The 16,172-nt window shown below is 71.8% G+C and carries 14 protein-coding genes and 2 tRNA genes; 3 read left to right on the top strand and 13 right to left on the bottom strand.

All coding sequences use genetic code 11. The features are described from left to right. Window positions 1-63 precede the first annotated feature (63 nt). The 7 genes from RMT89_RS30275 to leuS form a co-directional block, all read right to left on the bottom strand. Window positions 64-309 (bottom strand): hypothetical protein, encoded by a 246-nt coding sequence (locus RMT89_RS30275; protein WP_315886960.1) that lies wholly within the window; start codon window positions 307-309, stop codon window positions 64-66. Between the two features lie 37 nt (window positions 310-346). After that, window positions 347-1,174 carry an arylamine N-acetyltransferase gene (locus tag RMT89_RS30270; RefSeq protein ID WP_315886959.1) on the bottom strand — a complete coding sequence of 276 codons (828 nt, stop codon included), beginning with the start codon at window positions 1,172-1,174 and terminating at the stop codon, window positions 347-349. A 4-nt stretch (window positions 1,175-1,178) separates the two neighbouring features. Next, the gene (locus RMT89_RS30265; RefSeq protein WP_315886958.1) at window positions 1,179-3,653 is read right to left on the bottom strand and encodes a ComEC/Rec2 family competence protein; all 2,475 of its coding nucleotides are present in this window, start codon (window positions 3,651-3,653) and stop codon (window positions 1,179-1,181) included. Then, window positions 3,650-4,669 (bottom strand): ComEA family DNA-binding protein, encoded by a 1,020-nt coding sequence (locus tag RMT89_RS30260; protein ID WP_315886957.1) that lies wholly within the window; start codon window positions 4,667-4,669, stop codon window positions 3,650-3,652. The genes RMT89_RS30265 and RMT89_RS30260 overlap by 4 nt, the downstream gene beginning before the upstream one ends. Before the next feature lie 108 nt (window positions 4,670-4,777). Then, the gene (locus RMT89_RS30255) at window positions 4,778-5,623 is read right to left on the bottom strand and encodes a DegV family protein (RefSeq protein ID WP_315886956.1); all 846 of its coding nucleotides are present in this window, start codon (window positions 5,621-5,623) and stop codon (window positions 4,778-4,780) included. 72 nt (window positions 5,624-5,695) lie between these two features. Then, window positions 5,696-6,433 carry a hypothetical protein gene (locus RMT89_RS30250; RefSeq protein ID WP_315886955.1) on the bottom strand — a complete coding sequence of 246 codons (738 nt, stop codon included), beginning with the start codon at window positions 6,431-6,433 and terminating at the stop codon, window positions 5,696-5,698. 131 nt (window positions 6,434-6,564) lie between these two features. Beyond that, window positions 6,565-9,441 carry a leucine--tRNA ligase gene (gene leuS / locus RMT89_RS30245; protein WP_315886954.1) on the bottom strand — a complete coding sequence of 959 codons (2,877 nt, stop codon included), beginning with the start codon at window positions 9,439-9,441 and terminating at the stop codon, window positions 6,565-6,567. Window positions 9,442-9,867: 426 nt separating this feature from the next. Between leuS and RMT89_RS30240 the strand changes: the two genes are divergently transcribed. Continuing rightward, on the top strand, window positions 9,868-11,124 hold the full coding sequence (locus tag RMT89_RS30240; RefSeq protein WP_315886953.1) for a cytochrome b/b6 domain-containing protein: 1,257 nt from the start codon (window positions 9,868-9,870) through the stop codon (window positions 11,122-11,124). Then, window positions 11,121-12,731: an NADH-ubiquinone oxidoreductase-F iron-sulfur binding region domain-containing protein gene (locus RMT89_RS30235; protein ID WP_315886952.1), complete on the top strand. Its 1,611-nt coding sequence runs from the start codon at window positions 11,121-11,123 to the stop codon at window positions 12,729-12,731. Before RMT89_RS30240 ends, RMT89_RS30235 begins: the two co-directional genes overlap by 4 nt. A gap of 151 nt (window positions 12,732-12,882) precedes the next feature. On the opposite strand, the gene RMT89_RS30230 is transcribed toward RMT89_RS30235, so the two are convergent. Continuing rightward, window positions 12,883-12,955: transfer RNA gene (locus RMT89_RS30230), tRNA-Ala, on the bottom strand. A gap of 113 nt (window positions 12,956-13,068) precedes the next feature. Here RMT89_RS30230 and RMT89_RS30225 point away from each other — a divergent pair. Beyond that, the gene (locus tag RMT89_RS30225; RefSeq protein ID WP_315886951.1) at window positions 13,069-14,274 is read left to right on the top strand and encodes a glycosyltransferase 87 family protein; all 1,206 of its coding nucleotides are present in this window, start codon (window positions 13,069-13,071) and stop codon (window positions 14,272-14,274) included. Here RMT89_RS30225 and RMT89_RS30220 read toward each other — a convergent pair. The 5 genes from RMT89_RS30220 to rsfS form a co-directional block, all read right to left on the bottom strand. Then, window positions 14,253-14,486: a hypothetical protein gene (locus RMT89_RS30220; RefSeq protein ID WP_003976229.1), complete on the bottom strand. Its 234-nt coding sequence runs from the start codon at window positions 14,484-14,486 to the stop codon at window positions 14,253-14,255. The two genes, RMT89_RS30225 and RMT89_RS30220, sit on opposite strands and share 22 nt — an antisense overlap. Window positions 14,487-14,489: 3 nt before the next feature. Then, window positions 14,490-14,663: a hypothetical protein gene (locus RMT89_RS30215; RefSeq protein ID WP_315886950.1), complete on the bottom strand. Its 174-nt coding sequence runs from the start codon at window positions 14,661-14,663 to the stop codon at window positions 14,490-14,492. Between the two features lie 223 nt (window positions 14,664-14,886). Further along, a tRNA-Ala gene (locus RMT89_RS30210) sits at window positions 14,887-14,959 on the bottom strand. Window positions 14,960-15,053: 94 nt separating this feature from the next. Then, window positions 15,054-15,725 (bottom strand): histidine phosphatase family protein, encoded by a 672-nt coding sequence (locus RMT89_RS30205; protein ID WP_399498502.1) that lies wholly within the window; start codon window positions 15,723-15,725, stop codon window positions 15,054-15,056. Beyond that, the gene (rsfS, locus tag RMT89_RS30200) at window positions 15,722-16,168 is read right to left on the bottom strand and encodes a ribosome silencing factor (RefSeq protein WP_315886948.1); all 447 of its coding nucleotides are present in this window, start codon (window positions 16,166-16,168) and stop codon (window positions 15,722-15,724) included. The genes RMT89_RS30205 and rsfS overlap by 4 nt, the downstream gene beginning before the upstream one ends. Window positions 16,169-16,172: the final 4 nt, after the last annotated feature.

Genomic DNA, 16,172 nt, shown 5'->3' with positions numbered 1-16,172 from the left:
CACGGGGGACTGACAGTGCGGGACGCGGCTGCGGGCACCTATGGCAACAGCCGGCTCACGGACTTACGGTTCCTCCCGCCACCCGTCCCACTCCCCCGCAAACGCATCCAGCTCCGCAGGATCAAGCACCCCGCCCTCGTCCCGCAGCACCACCAACCACTGCGCATCCTCCGCGTCGTCCTCCCCGGCCAGCGCATCCCGCACCAGCCGAGGCTCCTCAGCCACCCCGAACCGCTCCCCGAGCGCCTCCACGACCTCCTCGGCCGCATCCCGATCAGGCAGCACCAGCACATGTCTCACATCACTCACGCAGCCATTCTCCCGCCGCGCACACCGCCACCACCCCTCACCCCTTCCGCACCACCGGCACCCGCTCCAGCTCGATCCCGAACCGCTCCCGATACGCCGTCAGCACTTCCTCGTCCGTCGTGAGATGCCGCTCGTCCCGCGCCCCGCCCGGGCCCGTCGTCTTGAACGTGCGCCCGCTCAGCGTGATCCGCCCCCCGTCCTCCGTCACCCGCGAACACACCAGTGACTGAGTGAAGTGCGAGCTCGGCGAGGTGCTCTGCCACCACGCCCCGGCGACGAAGTCACCGAGCACCCGGGGCCGCGTCTCCAGCCGGTACTCCGGTCTGCCGTTCATCACGACGTCCAGGTCCGCCGCCTCCGGCACCCGGTACCCGCCCCGCACCCCGGCCGCGTCCGGCCCGGCCTCCACGATCCGGAACACCCCCGCGGGATCCTCCTGCTCCCCCCGGGCCTCCAGCGCCAGCGGGAAGTGGCTGTGCGCCCCGAACCCGACGTCCGCCAGCCACTCACCCCCGTCCACGGTGCGCACCCGCAGCGCGAGATGGTCGTACGGGATCCCCAGTCGCCCGTCACCGTCGTACACCCGCCCCGCCAGCAGCGTCACCTCGTACCCCAACGCCGCCAGCAACAGCCCGAACGCGCCGTTCAGTTCGTAGCAGAACCCTCCCCTGCGCGCGCCCACCAGCTTGTCCAGCAGCCGCTTCTCCTCCAGCACGATCTCCTCGCCGAGATGGATCGACAGGTTCTCGAAGGGCACGGTCTGCAGATGGCGCACATGCATCTCGCGCAGCACGTCCACGGTGGGCCACGCGGGGTGTGCCACCCCGAGCCGGTTCAGATAGGCATCAACCTCTGCGGAATTCATGCCCTCAGTCTCCCGCCACTCGCAGCTCCCCGCCCTCGCCCTCGCCCACGACGGCCAACGCCCCGTCCTCGTCCGTCCGCAGCACCGCCGCCCCCTGCGCCCGCAGCGCCGCGACCGTACCGGGAGCGGGGTGCCCGTAGGGGTTGCCCTCGCCGCTGGAGATCAGCGCCACCCGCGGGGCCGCCCTCCGTATCAGGTCGGGATCCTGGTACGCCGAGCCATGGTGGGCGACCTTCAGCACATCCACCCCGCCCAGCAGCCCGCCCTCCGGCGATCTCAACAGGGCCCGCTGGGCCGGGGGTTCGAGATCCCCCAGCAGCAGGAACCGCAGCCCCGCGACCTCGGCGAGCAGCGTGACGCTGGCGTCGTTCGGGCCCTCCGGGTCCGGCGCCGGACCCGGCGGCGGCCACAGCACCCGCCAGGACAGTTCACCGGTGCGCCGCCGCTCCCCGGCCACGGCCCGCGTCACCGGAACGCCCCGGGCCGCGGCCTGTCTCCACACGAACTCCGCCTGCTCCACCGGCTCCTCGTGGCCGGTCGTCTCGATCGCCCCGACGGCCCGGCCGCGCAGCACCCCGGGCAGGCCCGCCACATGGTCGGCGTGGAAGTGGGTCAGCACGACCAGCGGAATGCGGGTGATGCCCAGCGTGCGCAGACAGTGGTCGACGAGCTCCGGGTCGGGTCCGGCGTCCACGACCACACCGGTGCCCTCACCGGCGGCGAGCACGGCGACGTCCCCCTGTCCCACATCGCACATGACCAGCCGCCAGCCCGGCGGCGGCCAGCCGCTGATCACCCGGACGAGCGGCGGCGGCTGCACCACGGCCAGCACCAGCAGCACCGCACCGGCACCGCACCACCAGGGGCGCCGCCACAGCCGCCGGCCGATCAGCAGCGCGGCCACCGTGACCAGGAGCAGCAGCCCCGCCCCCGCCCAGCTGCCCGGCCAGTCGATCCCCGCGCCGGGCAGCGCGGCCCCGGTCGTGGCGATGTCCGCGATCCACCCGGCGGGCCAACTCGCGCACCACGCCAGCATTTTGGCCACCGGCATCGCCACCGGCGCCGTCGCCAGCGCGGCGAACCCGAGTACCGTGGCCGGCGCGACCGCGAACTCCGCCAGCAGATTGCACGGCACCGCGACCAGGCTCACCCGCGCCGACAGCACCACCACGACCGGAGCGCACACCACCTGCGTGGCCCCCGCCGCCGCCACCGCCTCGGCCCACCGGGGGCCCAGCCCGCGCCGTCGCAACGCGGCACTCCAGCGCGGCGCCAGCATCAGCAGCGCCCCCGTGGCCAGGACCGAGAGCAGGAACCCGTAACTGCGGGCCAGCCACGGGTCGAACAGCACCAGCAGCAGCACGGCCGTCGCCAGCGCGGGCACCAGGGGCCGCCGCCGCCCGGTCGCCAGGGCGAGCAGGACCACGCCCCCGCAGGCTGCGGCGCGCAGCACACTGGGGTCCGGTCTGCACACGACCACGAAGGCGAGCGTGAGCGCACCTCCGCACAGCGCGGTCGTCCGCAGGGACAGCCCCAGCCGGGGCGCGAGACCACGGCGTTCGACGAGCTGGGCCGTGCCCGGCGGTCCGATGAGCAGCACCAGGATGATCGTGAGGTTGCTTCCGGAGACCGCCAGCAGGTGCGTGAGGTCGGTCTCCTGGAAGGCCTCGTCCAGCTCCGGTGTGATCCGCGAGGTGTCACCGACGACCAGGCCCGGCAGCAGCGCCCGCGCATCCGCCGGCAGTCCGTCCGTCGCCTCCCGCAATCCCGCCCGCAGCCTCCCGGCGAACCGCTGCGCCGCCGACGCCCGCTCCACGACCTCCGGCGCCCGGCCCCGCACCCGCAGCACGGCCGCGATCCGGTCACCGCCCGTCAGCGGGGGCGCCAGCCGCGCGCCGGTCACGCGCAGCCGGGTGGACGGCAGCAGCCGGAGCCAGGGCGACCCTCCGGACGCCTCCACGACCATCAGCACCGGCGTCCGCGTCACCGCCACCGCTCCGCCCCCGGCCTCCACCCTCCGCACCTCGGCGTTGATCAGCACGGCGGTCGGTGTCGTCCGGTTCCCTCTCACCCGGGGCCGGGTGAGCCGGGGATCGGAGGTGAGTTCCACCTCCGCGGTCACGGTGGCGTACTGCCGTGCCAGTTCGGGCACAGGACCGCGCCGCAGGTCGGCGCCGTGCAGCCCGGCCGAGGCGGCGGCCGCGGCGGCACAGAGCAGGACGGCGGCGACCGCAACCCGCGGCCGGGCGAGCGGCCGGACCCACAGCAGCGCGACCCCCAGACCCAGGGCCACTGCCACGACCCCGACGCCCCATCCGGCCGGTGCGTCCAGCGTCAGCGCAGCCGTCGCCCAGGCGGCCAGCGCCGGCGGTACGAGTCGAAGATCCGTCGGTCCTTCCTGTCGCGGGTGGGACGCGCCGAGCCGTTTTCCGGAGGCGGCGTGTACTTCGGGGCGCACGGACCCAGGGACGCCCGTCATGGCCGTACGAGATTTCGCAGGTCGGCGAAGCGGCGCTCGCCGATGCCATTGACCTCGCGCAGCTCCTCCACGGAGCGGAAACCGCCGGTGCGGGTGCGTTGGTCGATGATGTGCTGGGCCAGGACCGGTCCGACGCCGGGCAGGGTGTCGAGCTGCTCGGCGGTGGCCGTGTTGAGGGAGACCGGGACGGTGGAGGCCGCTCCGGCCGGGCCCGGCACAGGGGCACCGCCTTGCACCGGCGCGGGCCCGCCGACGACGACCTGCTCACCGTCGACGAGGAAGCGCGCCCGGTTGAGCCCTTCGGTACTCGTGCCCGGCCGCACCCCGCCGGCCGCGCGCAGCGCGTCGTCGACCCGGGAGCCCTGCGGCAGCCGATGGATCCCCGGCTCACGCACCTTCCCGCTGACATCCACCACGATCTCGGCCCCGGCAGAAGCACCGGCAGAAGCACCGGCCGACGCCCCGGCAGACGCCCCGGCCGGCCCGGCTCCCGGCTCGGCGCCGCGCTTCCCCTCCCCGTAGGAAGTCCCCTCCCCGTAGGCCGTCCCGCCCCCGAGCGGAGCCGCCCCCACCACTTCAGGCGCCCGCACGTCCTGCGTCCGCCCCGTCCAGAAGTGCTGCACCGCGAAACCCGCGGCGACGACCAGCACCACGGCGAGCGCGACCACGCTCCGCCGCTCAAGGCCGCACCGCGCCTGCATCCACAACGGCAGCCGCTCCCGCAGCGCGAGCCCGGCCCGCCTCCGCCAGTCCTCAGCCGCGTCGGCACGGGGCGCACCCGGATCCAGGCTCTCGCCCTCCTCGGACGGTGGCCCCTTCCCCGACTCCCGTTCCTCCACCGCCCGTTCACCGAAGAGCACCTGGGCACGCCGACGGAGCTCCTCGGCCGAGGCATGGCGATGTCGGGCCCGGCCGCGTGGGTACGCAGGGCGGTGACGGGTGCGGACATCGGAGCGGGGACCGCGACCCGGCCCACTGGCCGCGGCGGATGTGCGTGTACGTGATCGAAGTGCCATGCCCCGAGGATCGGACACCTCGGAAATCCGCGATGATCTTGCTCAATTCCCGGGGACAGCCGCCCGGTTGTGGATAACTCCGTCACCCGCGCGAGCGAGCGCCAGAGCTCACCGCGGCGAGACCACGACCCCCAGCAACCCGGGCCCGGTATGCGCCCCGATCACCGCCCCGACTTCGCTCACATGCAGATCAGCAAGACCCGGCACCCGCGTCCGCAACCGCTCCGCCAGCGCCGACGCCCGGTCGGGGGCGGCGAGATGGTGCACGGCGATGTCGACCTGCGCGCCACCGGCCCGGTCGGCGACGATCTCCTCCAGGCGGGCGATGGCCTTCGAGGCCGTCCGCACCTTCTCCAGGGGTTCGATCCGGCCACCGTTGAGCTGCAGCAGCGGCTTCACCGCGAGCGCCGAGCCGAGCAGTGCCTGGGCCGCTCCGATCCGGCCACCCCGGCGCAGATAGTCGAGGGTGTCGACATAGAAGTAGGCGGAGGTGCCCGCCGCCCGCTTCTCGGCGGCCGTGACGGCCTCGTCGACCGTGCCGCCCGTCTCCGCGGCCTCTGCCGCGGCCAGCGCGCAGAAGCCGAGCGCCATCGCGATCATTCCGGTGTCCACCACCCGCACCGGCACCGGCGCCTCACGCGCGGCGAGCACCGCGGCGTCATAGGTGCCGGACAGTTCGGCGGACAGATGCAGCGAGACGATGCCGGTGGCGCCGGACTCCGCGACCCTGCGGTAGGTCTCGGCGAACTGCTCGGGGCTGGGGCGCGAGGTGGTGACGGGGCGCCGTTTCTGCAGTGCCTGGGCCAGGGAGCGGGTCGAGATCTCGGTGCCCTCCTCCAGCGCCTGGTCGCCGAGGACCACGGTCAGGGGCACCGCGGTGATGCCGTGGCGCTCCATCGTCCGCGGCGGCAGGTAGGCCGTTGAATCGGTGACGATCGCGACATGGCGGGACATGAGCTGGAGGTTACCTGGCGTAGTGCCCGGGCGGCAGCCCGGCCCCGCTCACCCTGGAGGGGCGTGCCCGGATCAAGTGGTGCTCTCGGGGCGGGGCTTCTTCTGCCAGGGGTAGACGGGACGCGGATCCGCCGGGGTGATGGCGGGTCGCGTCGGCTCCTCGGCCGTCTGCTGCTGAGGGGTGTCCGGCCAGGTCTGCCGCGCGGCCGGCGCTTCGGCGGCCGGCGCCTCGGGCCACGGCGGCGGGGTGGTGGCGGGCGCCTCTTCTGTCGTCCAGTGCCGCAGGGCGCCGGCCTCGACGTCGATCTGTGAGCTCAGCGAGTCCAGGTCGTCGTCCGCGAAGCGGCGGGCCCGGTCGCGGGCAGCCCAGCGCAGTGAGTCCGCCGACGTGACGATGCGCTCCGTGCGCTCGCGCAGTCCGGGCAGCCGCTCGGCGAGGGTCGCCCGGTCCGGTTCGCTCTCCAGGCGCCGCAGTTCGTCGTCCAGTTCGTGACCGTGGGCACTGAGCCGCTCGAAGAGGCCGAGGGACTCCTTCAGGGACTCGTCCTCGGCCACGCCCGCGCGCAGCGCGTCCTGGGTGGCGCGCATCGAGGTGCGCAGTTTCAGCCGCAGCTGGGCCAGCTCGCCCGCCGGGCCGATCTGGGCGAAGGACTTGGCGCGCAGGGTGTGGTCCTCGACCGTGCGGCGGGCCTGGGTGATCGTGCGGTCCACTCCGCGCTTGGCGGCGCCGACCGCCTTCACCGTGGCGTAGGCGCCCAGCACCACGAGGAGCACGAAGAGCAGGGCTACGACTGCGATCACTGCTTCCACGACGCTCCTCCTGGGTTCCACGGCACATTCGCCGCGCTGCTCTCCACGGTAAACGCAGCGGGCAGGCCCGGAGTTCCGGAAGAACCCCGAACCTGCCCGTAGGGGACTACCCGGAGGCAGCGCCCACCCGCTTACGCCGTAACGATGTTCACCAGCTTCGGCGCCCGGACGATCACCTTGCGGATCCCCGCGCCGTCCAGCGCCGCCACGACCTTGTCGTCCGCCAGCGCCACCTTCTCCAGCTCCTCCTCGGAGATGGACGGCGCGACCTCCAGACGGGCCTTGACCTTGCCCTTGATCTGCACCACGCAGGTCACCGTCTCGTCCACGACATACGCCGGGTCGGCCACCGGGAAGTCCCGGTGCACCACCGAGTCCTCGTGGCCCAGCTTGCGCCACAGCTCCTCGGCGATGTGCGGGGCCAGCGGAGCCACCAGCAGCACCAGCGCCTCGGCGACGGAACGCGACACCGGGCCGCCCGCCTTGGTCAGGTGGTTGTTCAGCTCGGTGACCTTGGCGATCGCGGTGTTGAACCGCATGCCCTCCAGGTCACCGCGGACCCCGTCGATCGCCTTGTGCAGCGCCCGCAGGGTGTCCTCGTCGGGCTCGGTGTCCACGACGGTCACCGCGCCGGAGTCCTCGTCGACGACATTGCGCCACAGCCGCTGCAGCAGCCGGAACTGGCCCACCACCGCGCGCGTGTCCCAGGGCCGCGAGACGTCCAGGGGACCCATCGCCATCTCGTACAGCCGCAGGGTGTCGGCGCCGTACTCGGCGCAGATCTCGTCCGGAGTGACCGCGTTCTTCAGGGACTTGCCCATCTTGCCCAGCAGCCGGGAGACCTTCTCGCCTTCGTAGTAGGAGGAGCCGTCGCGCTCCTCCACCTCGGCGGCCGGCACGGCGATCCCGCGCGCGTCCCGGTAGACGTAGGCCTGGATCATGCCCTGATTGAACAGCTTGTGGAACGGCTCCGCCGAGGAGACGTGCCCCAGGTCGAACAGGACCTTGGACCAGAAGCGCGCGTACAGCAGGTGCAGCACCGCGTGCTCGGCGCCGCCGACGTACAGGTCGACACCGCCGTGCGGCTGGCCCTCGCGCGGGCCCATCCAGTACCGCTCGATCTCCGGGTCGACCAGCTTCTCGGAGTTGTGCGGGTCCAGGTAGCGCAGCTCGTACCAGCAGGAACCGGCCCAGTTGGGCATGGTGTTGGTCTCGCGGCGGTAGTTCCGCGGACCGGCGCCGTCGCCCAGGTCCAGGGTGACGTTGACCCAGTCCTCGTTGCGCGACAGGGGCGTCTCGGGCTGGGTGTCGGCGTCGTCCGGGTCGAAGGTGCGCGGGGAGTAGTCCTCGACCTCGGGCAGCTCCAGCGGCAGCATCGACTCGGGCAGCGCGTGGGCGATGCCGTCCTCGTCGTAGACGATCGGGAAGGGCTCGCCCCAGTAGCGCTGGCGGCTGAACAGCCAGTCGCGCAGCCGGAAGTTGACGGTGCCCTCGCCGGTGCCGGTGCGCTCCAGCCACTCGGTGATACGCGCCTTGGCCTCGACGACGCCCAGGCCGTCCAGGGAGACATCCGCACCGGCGGAGTTCACGATCCTCGCGTCGTACGAGACGAAGGCCTCGTCCCAGGTCGCGGTGTCCGTGCCGCGGCCGTCGGTCGGCTCGACGACGCAGCGGATCGGCAGTTCGAAGGCGCGCGCGAACTCGAAGTCACGGCTGTCATGGCCGGGTACGGCCATGATCGCGCCGGTGCCGTAGCCCATCAGCACGTAGTCGGCGATGAAGACCGGGACCTGCTCGCCGTTGACCGGGTTGGTGGCGTACGCGCCGATGAAGACGCCGGTCTTGTCCTTGGCCTCGGCCTGGCGCTCGACGTCCGACTTGGAGGCGGCCTGCGCGCGGTAGGCGGCGACGGCCTCGGCCGGGGTGGCGTGGCCACCGGTCCACACGTCGTGCGTGCCCTCGGGCCACTCCTGCGGGGTGAACTTCTCGACCAGAGGGTGCTCGGGGGCCAGCACCATGTAGCTGGCTCCGAACAGGGTGTCGGGGCGCGTGGTGAAGACGGTGATGCGCTCGCCGTCGATCGGGAAGTCGACGCGGGCGCCCTCGGAGCGGCCGATCCAGTTGCGCTGCTGCAGCTTGATGGCCTCGGGCCAGTCCAGCTCGTCCAGATCGTCCAGCAGCCGGTCGGCGTAGGCGGTGATGCGCATGTTCCACTGGCGCAGCTTGGCCTTGAAGACGGGGAAGTTGCCGCGCTCGGAGCGGCCGTCGGCGGTGACCTCCTCGTTGGCCAGCACCGTGCCCAGGCCCGGGCACCAGTTGACCGGTGCGTCGGAGGCGTAGGCCAGGCGGTACTCGCCCAGGACGTCGGCGCGCTCGGCGGCGGTCAGCTCGTTCCAGGAGCGCCCGCCGGAGACCCCGCGCTCACCGCTCTCGAACTGCGCGATCAGCTCGGAGATCGGGCGGGCCTTCTTCGCCTCGTCGTCGTACCAGGAGTTGAAGATCTGCAGGAAGATCCACTGGGTCCACTTGTAGTAGTCCGGGTCGATCGTGGCGAACGACCGGCGCTTGTCGTGGCCCAGGCCCAGCTGGCGCAGCTGGATCTTCATGTTCTCGATGTTGGCCTCGGTGGACACGCGCGGGTGCGTGCCGGTCTGCACGGCGTACTGCTCGGCGGGCAGGCCGAAGGCGTCGAAGCCCAGGGTGTGCAGGACGTTGTGGCCGGTCATCCGCTGGAACCGGGCGAATACATCGGTGGCGATGTAGCCCAGGGGGTGGCCGACGTGCAGGCCCGCACCGGAGGGGTACGGGAACATGTCCATGATGAACTTCTTGGGCTTGGCGACCAGCGCGGGGTCACCCGCCAGGTCACCGCTCGGGTTCGGCGCCGCATAGGTGCCGTCGGCGTCCCAGAAGTCCTGCCAGCGTGCCTCGATCTCCGCGGCCATGGCGGCCGTGTAGCGGTGCGGCGCGGCCACCTCAGCAGCGGCAGCGGGGTTCGTCTCGCTCATGATCCTCAAAGCTCCATCGATCGTCTCTGCCAGCGGCTGCGATTCTCAAGAAACGAAAAATCCCCTCGCACAGGAGGGGACGCCGCGCCGATTCCGGCCACTCGATCCGACGGTGGCCGGGGCTGATCAGCGCGGCTCGCTAAGCAGAAGGCGTACGGCACGCATGGCGTCAGGGTACCGCAGCCGTCGAGGGGGTCGCGACGGGCTGCCGGGAGGGCGCCGGACACCTCCGAGCCGCTTGTGAAGATTCGGAAAAGCTGAACAAGGTTCAACTATTACCCGGCGTAAGGGCTCCTAGCAGGACAACACAGGCCCCGCACGGCTCGTTGATAACAACGCAATAACTCAAATGGCGTACTGCTCGGTTTGGGGCCACTTAGAGTGCGGCAGCGGGACCGCTTTCCCGAACTGCTCGGAGTTGCCCCCATGAACCCTCGACGTAGTACCAGCTCGCTCCCCCAACCCGGCCGCTCGGCCTATGGGGCGGCGACGGCTGTCGTTCTGCTCCTCATACCCGTGGTCGTGCTGGTCGGAGGTGACAGATTCCGCGAGTTCCTGAACTTCGGCGCGGGCGTGCTGTCCCTCGTCTCGCTGAGCTGCTCGGTGATCTGGGGCCTGGTGGCCCAGGACCGGATCTTCCTGAACACCCGCCAGCGGATCATCGGGCAGGCCGTGCACCGTACGACGGCGGTCGCCTCGATCGCCTTCCTGCTGCTGCACATCACGACCAAGCTCGCGCTCGACCACACCGAGCTGATCGCCGCCGTGATCCCCTTCTCGCTCGGCTTCACCGGCCCCGAGGGCCTGATCGGCCTGGGCTCCCTGGCCGGACTGCTCATGATCTTCGTGGGTATCACCGGCGCCCTGCGCGGCGCCTTCGCCTCCCCCGCCCCGGTGGCCGCCCGCTGGCGCGCCATGCACATGCTGGCCTACCCCGCCTGGTGCGCGGCCCTGGTCCACGGCCTGTACGCGGGCCGCCAGGCCAAGCCGATCTTCGTCTTCCTGTACTGCCTGTGCCTGGTCGGCGTCGGGGCCGCACTGGCGCTGCGCGCGGCGCCGCGTCCGGTCAAACGCCGGGTCGCCGACAAGATCGCCGCGATCCTGGGGACCACGGAGGAGCGCTCGGCCCGCGAGGAACTGGACGCGAGCCGGGCCCGGGCGGCCGAGGCGGCGTCCTCGCCGCTGCCCGGTTACGAGACCCAGCGCACCGCGCAGCGCGCCGAACCGCAGGCCCCCGACCCGGCGAACGGCTTCGCGGCCGCCTACCGCGCCGTCTCCACACCCCCGCGCCCCCAGCAGTCCTTCGCCGCCGGCGAGACCGCGCGGATGGACCTGCCGTTCGACATGCAGCCCACCGAGGCGCTCCCCCGCATGGACACCGGCTCCAGCACCTCCGGAAGCTGGCCGATCCCCTCGCCCCCGCCCGTCGGCGAGGCACCCCCGTCGTCCTACGACCCCCTCAATGACACCGGATACAACATCCCCACCTACGACAATTCGGGCGTCGGCGGCTACGGCGGAAGTGACGTGTACGACACCGGTGAGTCGAACACCCTCTACGGCACGTACAACCCCTACGACACGTACAACAGCGGTCCCGCCAATGAACCACCCCCCGGTGAGTCCTTCGACGCACCGGGTTCGGGCGAACCTTGGAACATGCCTTCCGGAGGCTATAGGTGAACGAGGCCCTGCCCGACGTACCAGAAGTCCGCGTGGTCGGTCTTCCCCAGCTCACGTCGGGCTTCGACCTTGTCGAAAGACTCGATCTGCCCATGCATCTGAAGGTGCACGGGCCGCTCGAACCGTTGGGCGGCGAGCAGCTCGCGCAGCTCGCCGAGCGCATCAATCTGAAGGGCCGCGGCGGCGCGGGCTTCCCCTTCCACAAGAAGCTGCGCTCGGTCGCCGAATCGGCGATCAAGCGCGGCGTCAGGCCGGTCGTCGTCGTCAACGGCAGCGAGGACGAACCGGCCTGCCGCAAGGACACGGTGCTCATCAACCGTGCCCCGCATCTCATCCTGGACGGCGCGCTGCTGTGCGCCGAGGCCCTGGGTGCCCGCACGCTCGTGGTGGGGGTCACCCGTGAGTCGACCCAGCGCTCCATGGAGGCCGCGCTCGCCGAACGCGGCCTGAGCAACGGCCGCCGATCCGCTCTACGCGCACGCGTGCAGCGCAATCCCGTACGCATGGTCACCGGAGCGGCGGCGTCGCTGATCCGGTCCATCGACGGCGGCCCGGCGATCCCCCCCGGCCGCAAGATCAGCGCCTCCAAGAGCGGCGTCGGCGGCGCGCCCACCCTCCTGTCGAACGCCGAGACCTTCGCCCAACTGGCCATCGCCGCCCGCATCGGCCCGGAGCGCTACGGCAACACCGGCCTGTACGACGAGCCCGGCACCGTCATGCTGACGGTGTCCGGGGCGGTCGCCCGCCCGATGGTGATCGAGGTCCCCACGGGCGTCCCGCTGCGCTACGTCCTCCAGCTCGCCGGCGCCCCGCCGGTCCCGCAGGGCGTGCTGACCGGCGGCTACCACGGCAAGTGGATCGACGCGGCGACCGTCAACGAGGCGATCGTCTCCCGCAACTCCCTGGACTCCGTGGGCGGTTCACTGGGCGCCGGCGCGATCCTGCCGATCAGTCAGAACACCTGCCCGCTGGGCGAGTCGCTGCGGGTGGCGCAGTGGCTGGCCGAGGAGAGCGCGGGCCAGTGCGGCCCCTGCTATCTCGGCCTGCCGGCCGCCGCGCGCGGCCTGGAGGACATCCTCAACGGCGGCGGTCCGGCCGCCCTGGAGGCGCTCAAGCAGGTGGCGAAGAACGTGAAGCGGCGTGGCGCGTGTTCGCACCCGGACGGCTCGGCGATGTTCCTGGAGTCGACCATCAAGGCGTTCACCGACGACCTCGCCGCGCATGTCCTCGGAAACGGCTGCGGACGCCCCGTGGAGGGCGTTCTGCCGCTCTTGGAGGGAGGCAGGGCCCCGACCGGCATCCCGGGCGGCGGCGAGTCCGAGGAGAACGGCCCCAGCCGCCAGAAGATCTACGTCGACTGGACGCTGTGCCGCGGGCACGGCCTGTGCGCGGACATCCTCCCGGAGGTCTTCGAACTCGGCGCCGACGGCTTCCCGACCGTCGCCCAGGCCCAAGTGCCGCGCTACGCGGAGGCGAAGGCGCTGCGCGCGGTCCGCCGCTGCCCCGCGCTCGCCCTGCGCATCGAGGACCAGGCGGAGCGGGCCCCGTCCCGCAACAACCTGCCGGTGCTCTCCCAGGGCCGCGGCCGCCGCGCCCTGGGCCGCTGAACACAAGAGGGGCCGCCCTGAACCCAGGTGGCCCCCTCGCCCCCTGGGGGGCGGGTGGCGCAGCCCCCGCCGCGCGCGGCGCAGCCGCGCAGAAAACGACGAGGGCGACCCGGTCCGCGCTTTCCGCGGACACAGGTCGCCCTCGCACTCGTGGAGCTAAGGAGAATTGAACTCCTGACCTCCTGCATGCCATGCAGGCGCTCTACCAACTGAGCTATAGCCCCGTGTTTTGGTCCGCCGGGTCTCCCTGGCGGCGACGCCAACATTACACGGTCGACCCCCGGCACTACCAAATCGTTTCCGTTCCGGGCCGATACGGACGCTAATGTCGGCTTCTGTGACCGTGATCGCGCTCTCCGCAGTCCACCGCCGGACACCGGTCGCCCTGGGAGCCTGCGCGTTCTCGTTCGCGGCTTTCTGGCTCGCCCAGCGGGCCGCGGACGTCTCGATGATCGACCTGATGGTCTACCGCGCGGAGGGCGCGACCGTACGCGAGGGCGGCGACCTCTACGCGCTGCGCACGACGGCCGCGCAACTGCCCCCCACCTACCCGCCGTTCGCGGCCCTGATGTTCACCCCGCTGACGCTGCTCGACACGGCGAGCCTGCGCACCCTGGGCACAGCCGGGAACCTCGCCCTCCTGGTGGTGTTCGTACGGCTGTCCCTGCGCCTGGTCGGCCACGCGCGCGTGGAGAGCACTTGGTGGGTCGCCGCGGCCGCCGTGTGGTGCGAGCCGGTGTGGACGACCCTGCGCTACGGCCAGATCAACCTGCTGCTCGCCGTCCTCGTCCTGTGGGACCTGTCACGCCGTCCCGGCGACCGCTGGGCCGGAGTCGGCATCGGTCTCGCGGCCGCGGCCAAGCTCACACCCGCGCTGTTCGCAGTGTTCCTGCTCGCCACCGGGGTGGCCGCCCGCGTCCGGCGCGGTGGCGGCGATCCCTGGCTGCGGCACGCGCGCGGGGCGGCCGCCGCGTTCCTGACGGCCACGCTCGTGACGGCGGCCGTCCTGCCCCGGGACTCCTGGCGGTTCTGGACCCGCATGGTGTTCGAGGCGGGCCGGGTCGGACACACCGAGGAGACCGCGAACCAGGCGCTGCGCGGGATCCTGGCCCGTCTGCTGCACACGCCGGAGCCCGGCGCCCCCTGGGCCGTCACGGCGGCCGTGGTGGCCGCGGGAGGGCTCGCCGTGGCGGTCGCGGCGGAACTGCGCGCCGAGCGCGCCTGGGCGGTGACGGCGTGCGCGGTGACGGCCCTGCTCGTCAGCCCGGTGTCCTGGTCCCACCACTGGGTGTGGTGCGTCCCGCTCGTCCTGCTGCTCGGCACGCACGCGTACCGCGCCGCCACCGCGGGAGCGCTGTTGGTCTTCGGCTCGTACACCCTGTGGTGGGTGCCACACGGCAGGGGGCGCCCCGAACTCCACCAGCACACCGGGGAATTGATCTTGTCGGCGCTGTACGGCATCGCGGGCTGCGCCTTCCTCGTGCTCGCCGGGGCCTTGTCACACGGCCCCGGTCGCCGGCGTCAGGCCGTGACGAAGGAATAGAAACGCTTGAGCGTGCAGTGCTCTTCGAGAAGACGGCCGTAGATCGGCTCCCCTTCGAGTTCGCGGTACGTCTCGATCGGGTCGCCTTTTATGATCAGCGCCCGTGCGCATTCCTCGCACCAGTACTGGTAGTCCGGATTGACCGGTTCCATGTCACGGACGATCGGCGTTCCGCTGCCGCACCAGTCACACTTTCGCCTGTGTGCACCCATCGATCAGCTCCAGCTGTGGCCGCAGGCCGTGCACACGTAGGAAATTCCGCCGTTGTCACCGAGGACCTGGGCGACATGGACGGATCCGCAGGAAGGGCAGCTGAGGCGGGTGACCGTGTCCCGTGTCCGGCTTGCGTCGGAGAGGTGACCGCCCTCTCCGAGGATGCTCGCAGGCATCACTGCTCCCTCCCGTCGGGCCGCGCCCCCTTCCGGCCGTTTGATTCTGCCACGGCCGGGCCAATACGGTCAGCGACGCCTCAGTACCAGTCCGGACACAGCGCGCCTCCACAGAGGTATACGCCTCGCGGGACCCAAGTGACTCAAGCCGGTTCGGGATCAGTGTGTACGAAAAATCCCACCCCCCGGAGGGGATGGGATCCTGATCGTCGAAGTCGATCTGTGGAGCTAAGGAGAATTGAACTCCTGACCTCCTGCATGCCATGCAGGCGCTCTACCAACTGAGCTATAGCCCCTCGTGTTCCCCCGCCGGGCGGGGCGAACAAGAAGAACTTTAGCCTGCGACCTGCCGGAAAGTGAAATCCGGGTCCCGGGCCGCACCCGGGACCGTCAGTCGTCGTCGCCGAGGACCGGCTCCGGCAGGGTGCCGGCGTTGTGCTCCAGCAGCCGCCAGCCGCGGGCGCCCTCGCCGAGGACGGACCAGCAGCAGTTGGAGAGGCCGCCGAGGCTCTCCCAGTGGTGCGCCTCAAGGCCCAGCAGCCGGCCGATGGTGGTGCGGATCGTGCCGCCGTGGCTGACCACCACGAGCGTGCCCTCGTCGGGCAGCTTCTCGGCATGCCGGAGCACCACCGGGGCGGCCCGGTCGGCGACCTCGGTCTCCAGCTCGCCGCCGCCGCGGCGGACCGGCTCACCGCGCTTCCACGCGGCGTACTCCTCGCCGTGGCGGGCGAGGATCTCCTCGTGCGTGAGCCCCTGCCAGACGCCCGCGTACGTCTCGCGCAGGCCCTCGTCGTGGGTGACGTCCAGGCCGGTGAGCGCGGCGAGCTCGGCGGCCGTGTGCGCGGCGCGCCGGAGGTCGGAGGCGACGATCGCGTCGGGCTTGAGGGAGGCGAGCAGCCGGGCGGCCCGGCGGGCCTGGCCGCGGCCGGCCTCGGTGAGGGCGACGTCGGTGGAGCCCTGGAAGCGGCGTTCCACGTTCCACGAGGTCTGGCCGTGCCGCCACAGGATGACGCGGCGGCCGCGGCCCGGCTTGCCCGCGGTCACCTCACCGGTGGCGCTCACCGCCACTCACCGCCCGCCTCGGCCGCCTCCTCGGCTGCCTGGAGCTTGGCGTGCTCCGCGGCCTTGCCGCGGGTGGCCCTGGCGTCCTCGGGCAGCTCCAGCTCGGGGCAGTCCTTCCACAGCCGCTCCAGGGCGTAGAAGACGCGCTCCTCGCTGTGCTGGACGTGGACGACGATGTCGACGTAGTCGAGCAGCACCCAGCGGGCCTCGCGGTCGCCCTCACGGCGAACCGGCTTGGCGCCGAGCTCCTTGTTCAGCCGCTCCTCGATCTCGTCGACGATCGACTTGACCTGGCGGTCGTTGGGCGCGGAGGCCAGCAGGAAGGCGTCGGTGATCGACAGCACGTCGCTGACGTCGTAGGCGATGATGTCGTGCGCGAGCTTGTCGGCAGCCGCCTGAGCGGCGGTGTTGATGAGCTCGATGGAACGGTCAGTGGCGGTCACTACA

Source organism: Streptomyces sp. P17, assembly GCF_032436805.1.
Lineage (GTDB): Bacteria > Actinomycetota > Actinomycetes > Streptomycetales > Streptomycetaceae > Streptomyces.
The sequence above is the reverse complement of the archived record's forward strand: the minus strand, read 5'-3'. Positions and strand labels throughout refer to the sequence as shown.

What these genes read in the sequence shown, in the direction of transcription:
- RMT89_RS30265 (WP_315886958.1), bottom strand. Translation starts at nt 3,653, where the DNA reads ATGACGGGCGTCCCTGGGTCCGTGCGCCCCGAAGTACACGCCGCCTCC.
- leuS (WP_315886954.1), bottom strand. Translation starts at nt 9,441, where the DNA reads ATGAGCGAGACGAACCCCGCTGCCGCTGCTGAGGTGGCCGCGCCGCAC.
- RMT89_RS30260 (WP_315886957.1), bottom strand. Translation starts at nt 4,669, where the DNA reads ATGGCACTTCGATCACGTACACGCACATCCGCCGCGGCCAGTGGGCCG.
- RMT89_RS30215 (WP_315886950.1), bottom strand. Translation starts at nt 14,663, where the DNA reads ATGCCTGCGAGCATCCTCGGAGAGGGCGGTCACCTCTCCGACGCAAGC.
- RMT89_RS30270 (WP_315886959.1), bottom strand. Translation starts at nt 1,174, where the DNA reads ATGAATTCCGCAGAGGTTGATGCCTATCTGAACCGGCTCGGGGTGGCA.
- RMT89_RS30255 (WP_315886956.1), bottom strand. Translation starts at nt 5,623, where the DNA reads ATGTCCCGCCATGTCGCGATCGTCACCGATTCAACGGCCTACCTGCCG.
- RMT89_RS30240 (WP_315886953.1), top strand. Translation starts at nt 9,868, where the DNA reads ATGAACCCTCGACGTAGTACCAGCTCGCTCCCCCAACCCGGCCGCTCG.
- RMT89_RS30220 (WP_003976229.1), bottom strand. Translation starts at nt 14,486, where the DNA reads ATGGGTGCACACAGGCGAAAGTGTGACTGGTGCGGCAGCGGAACGCCG.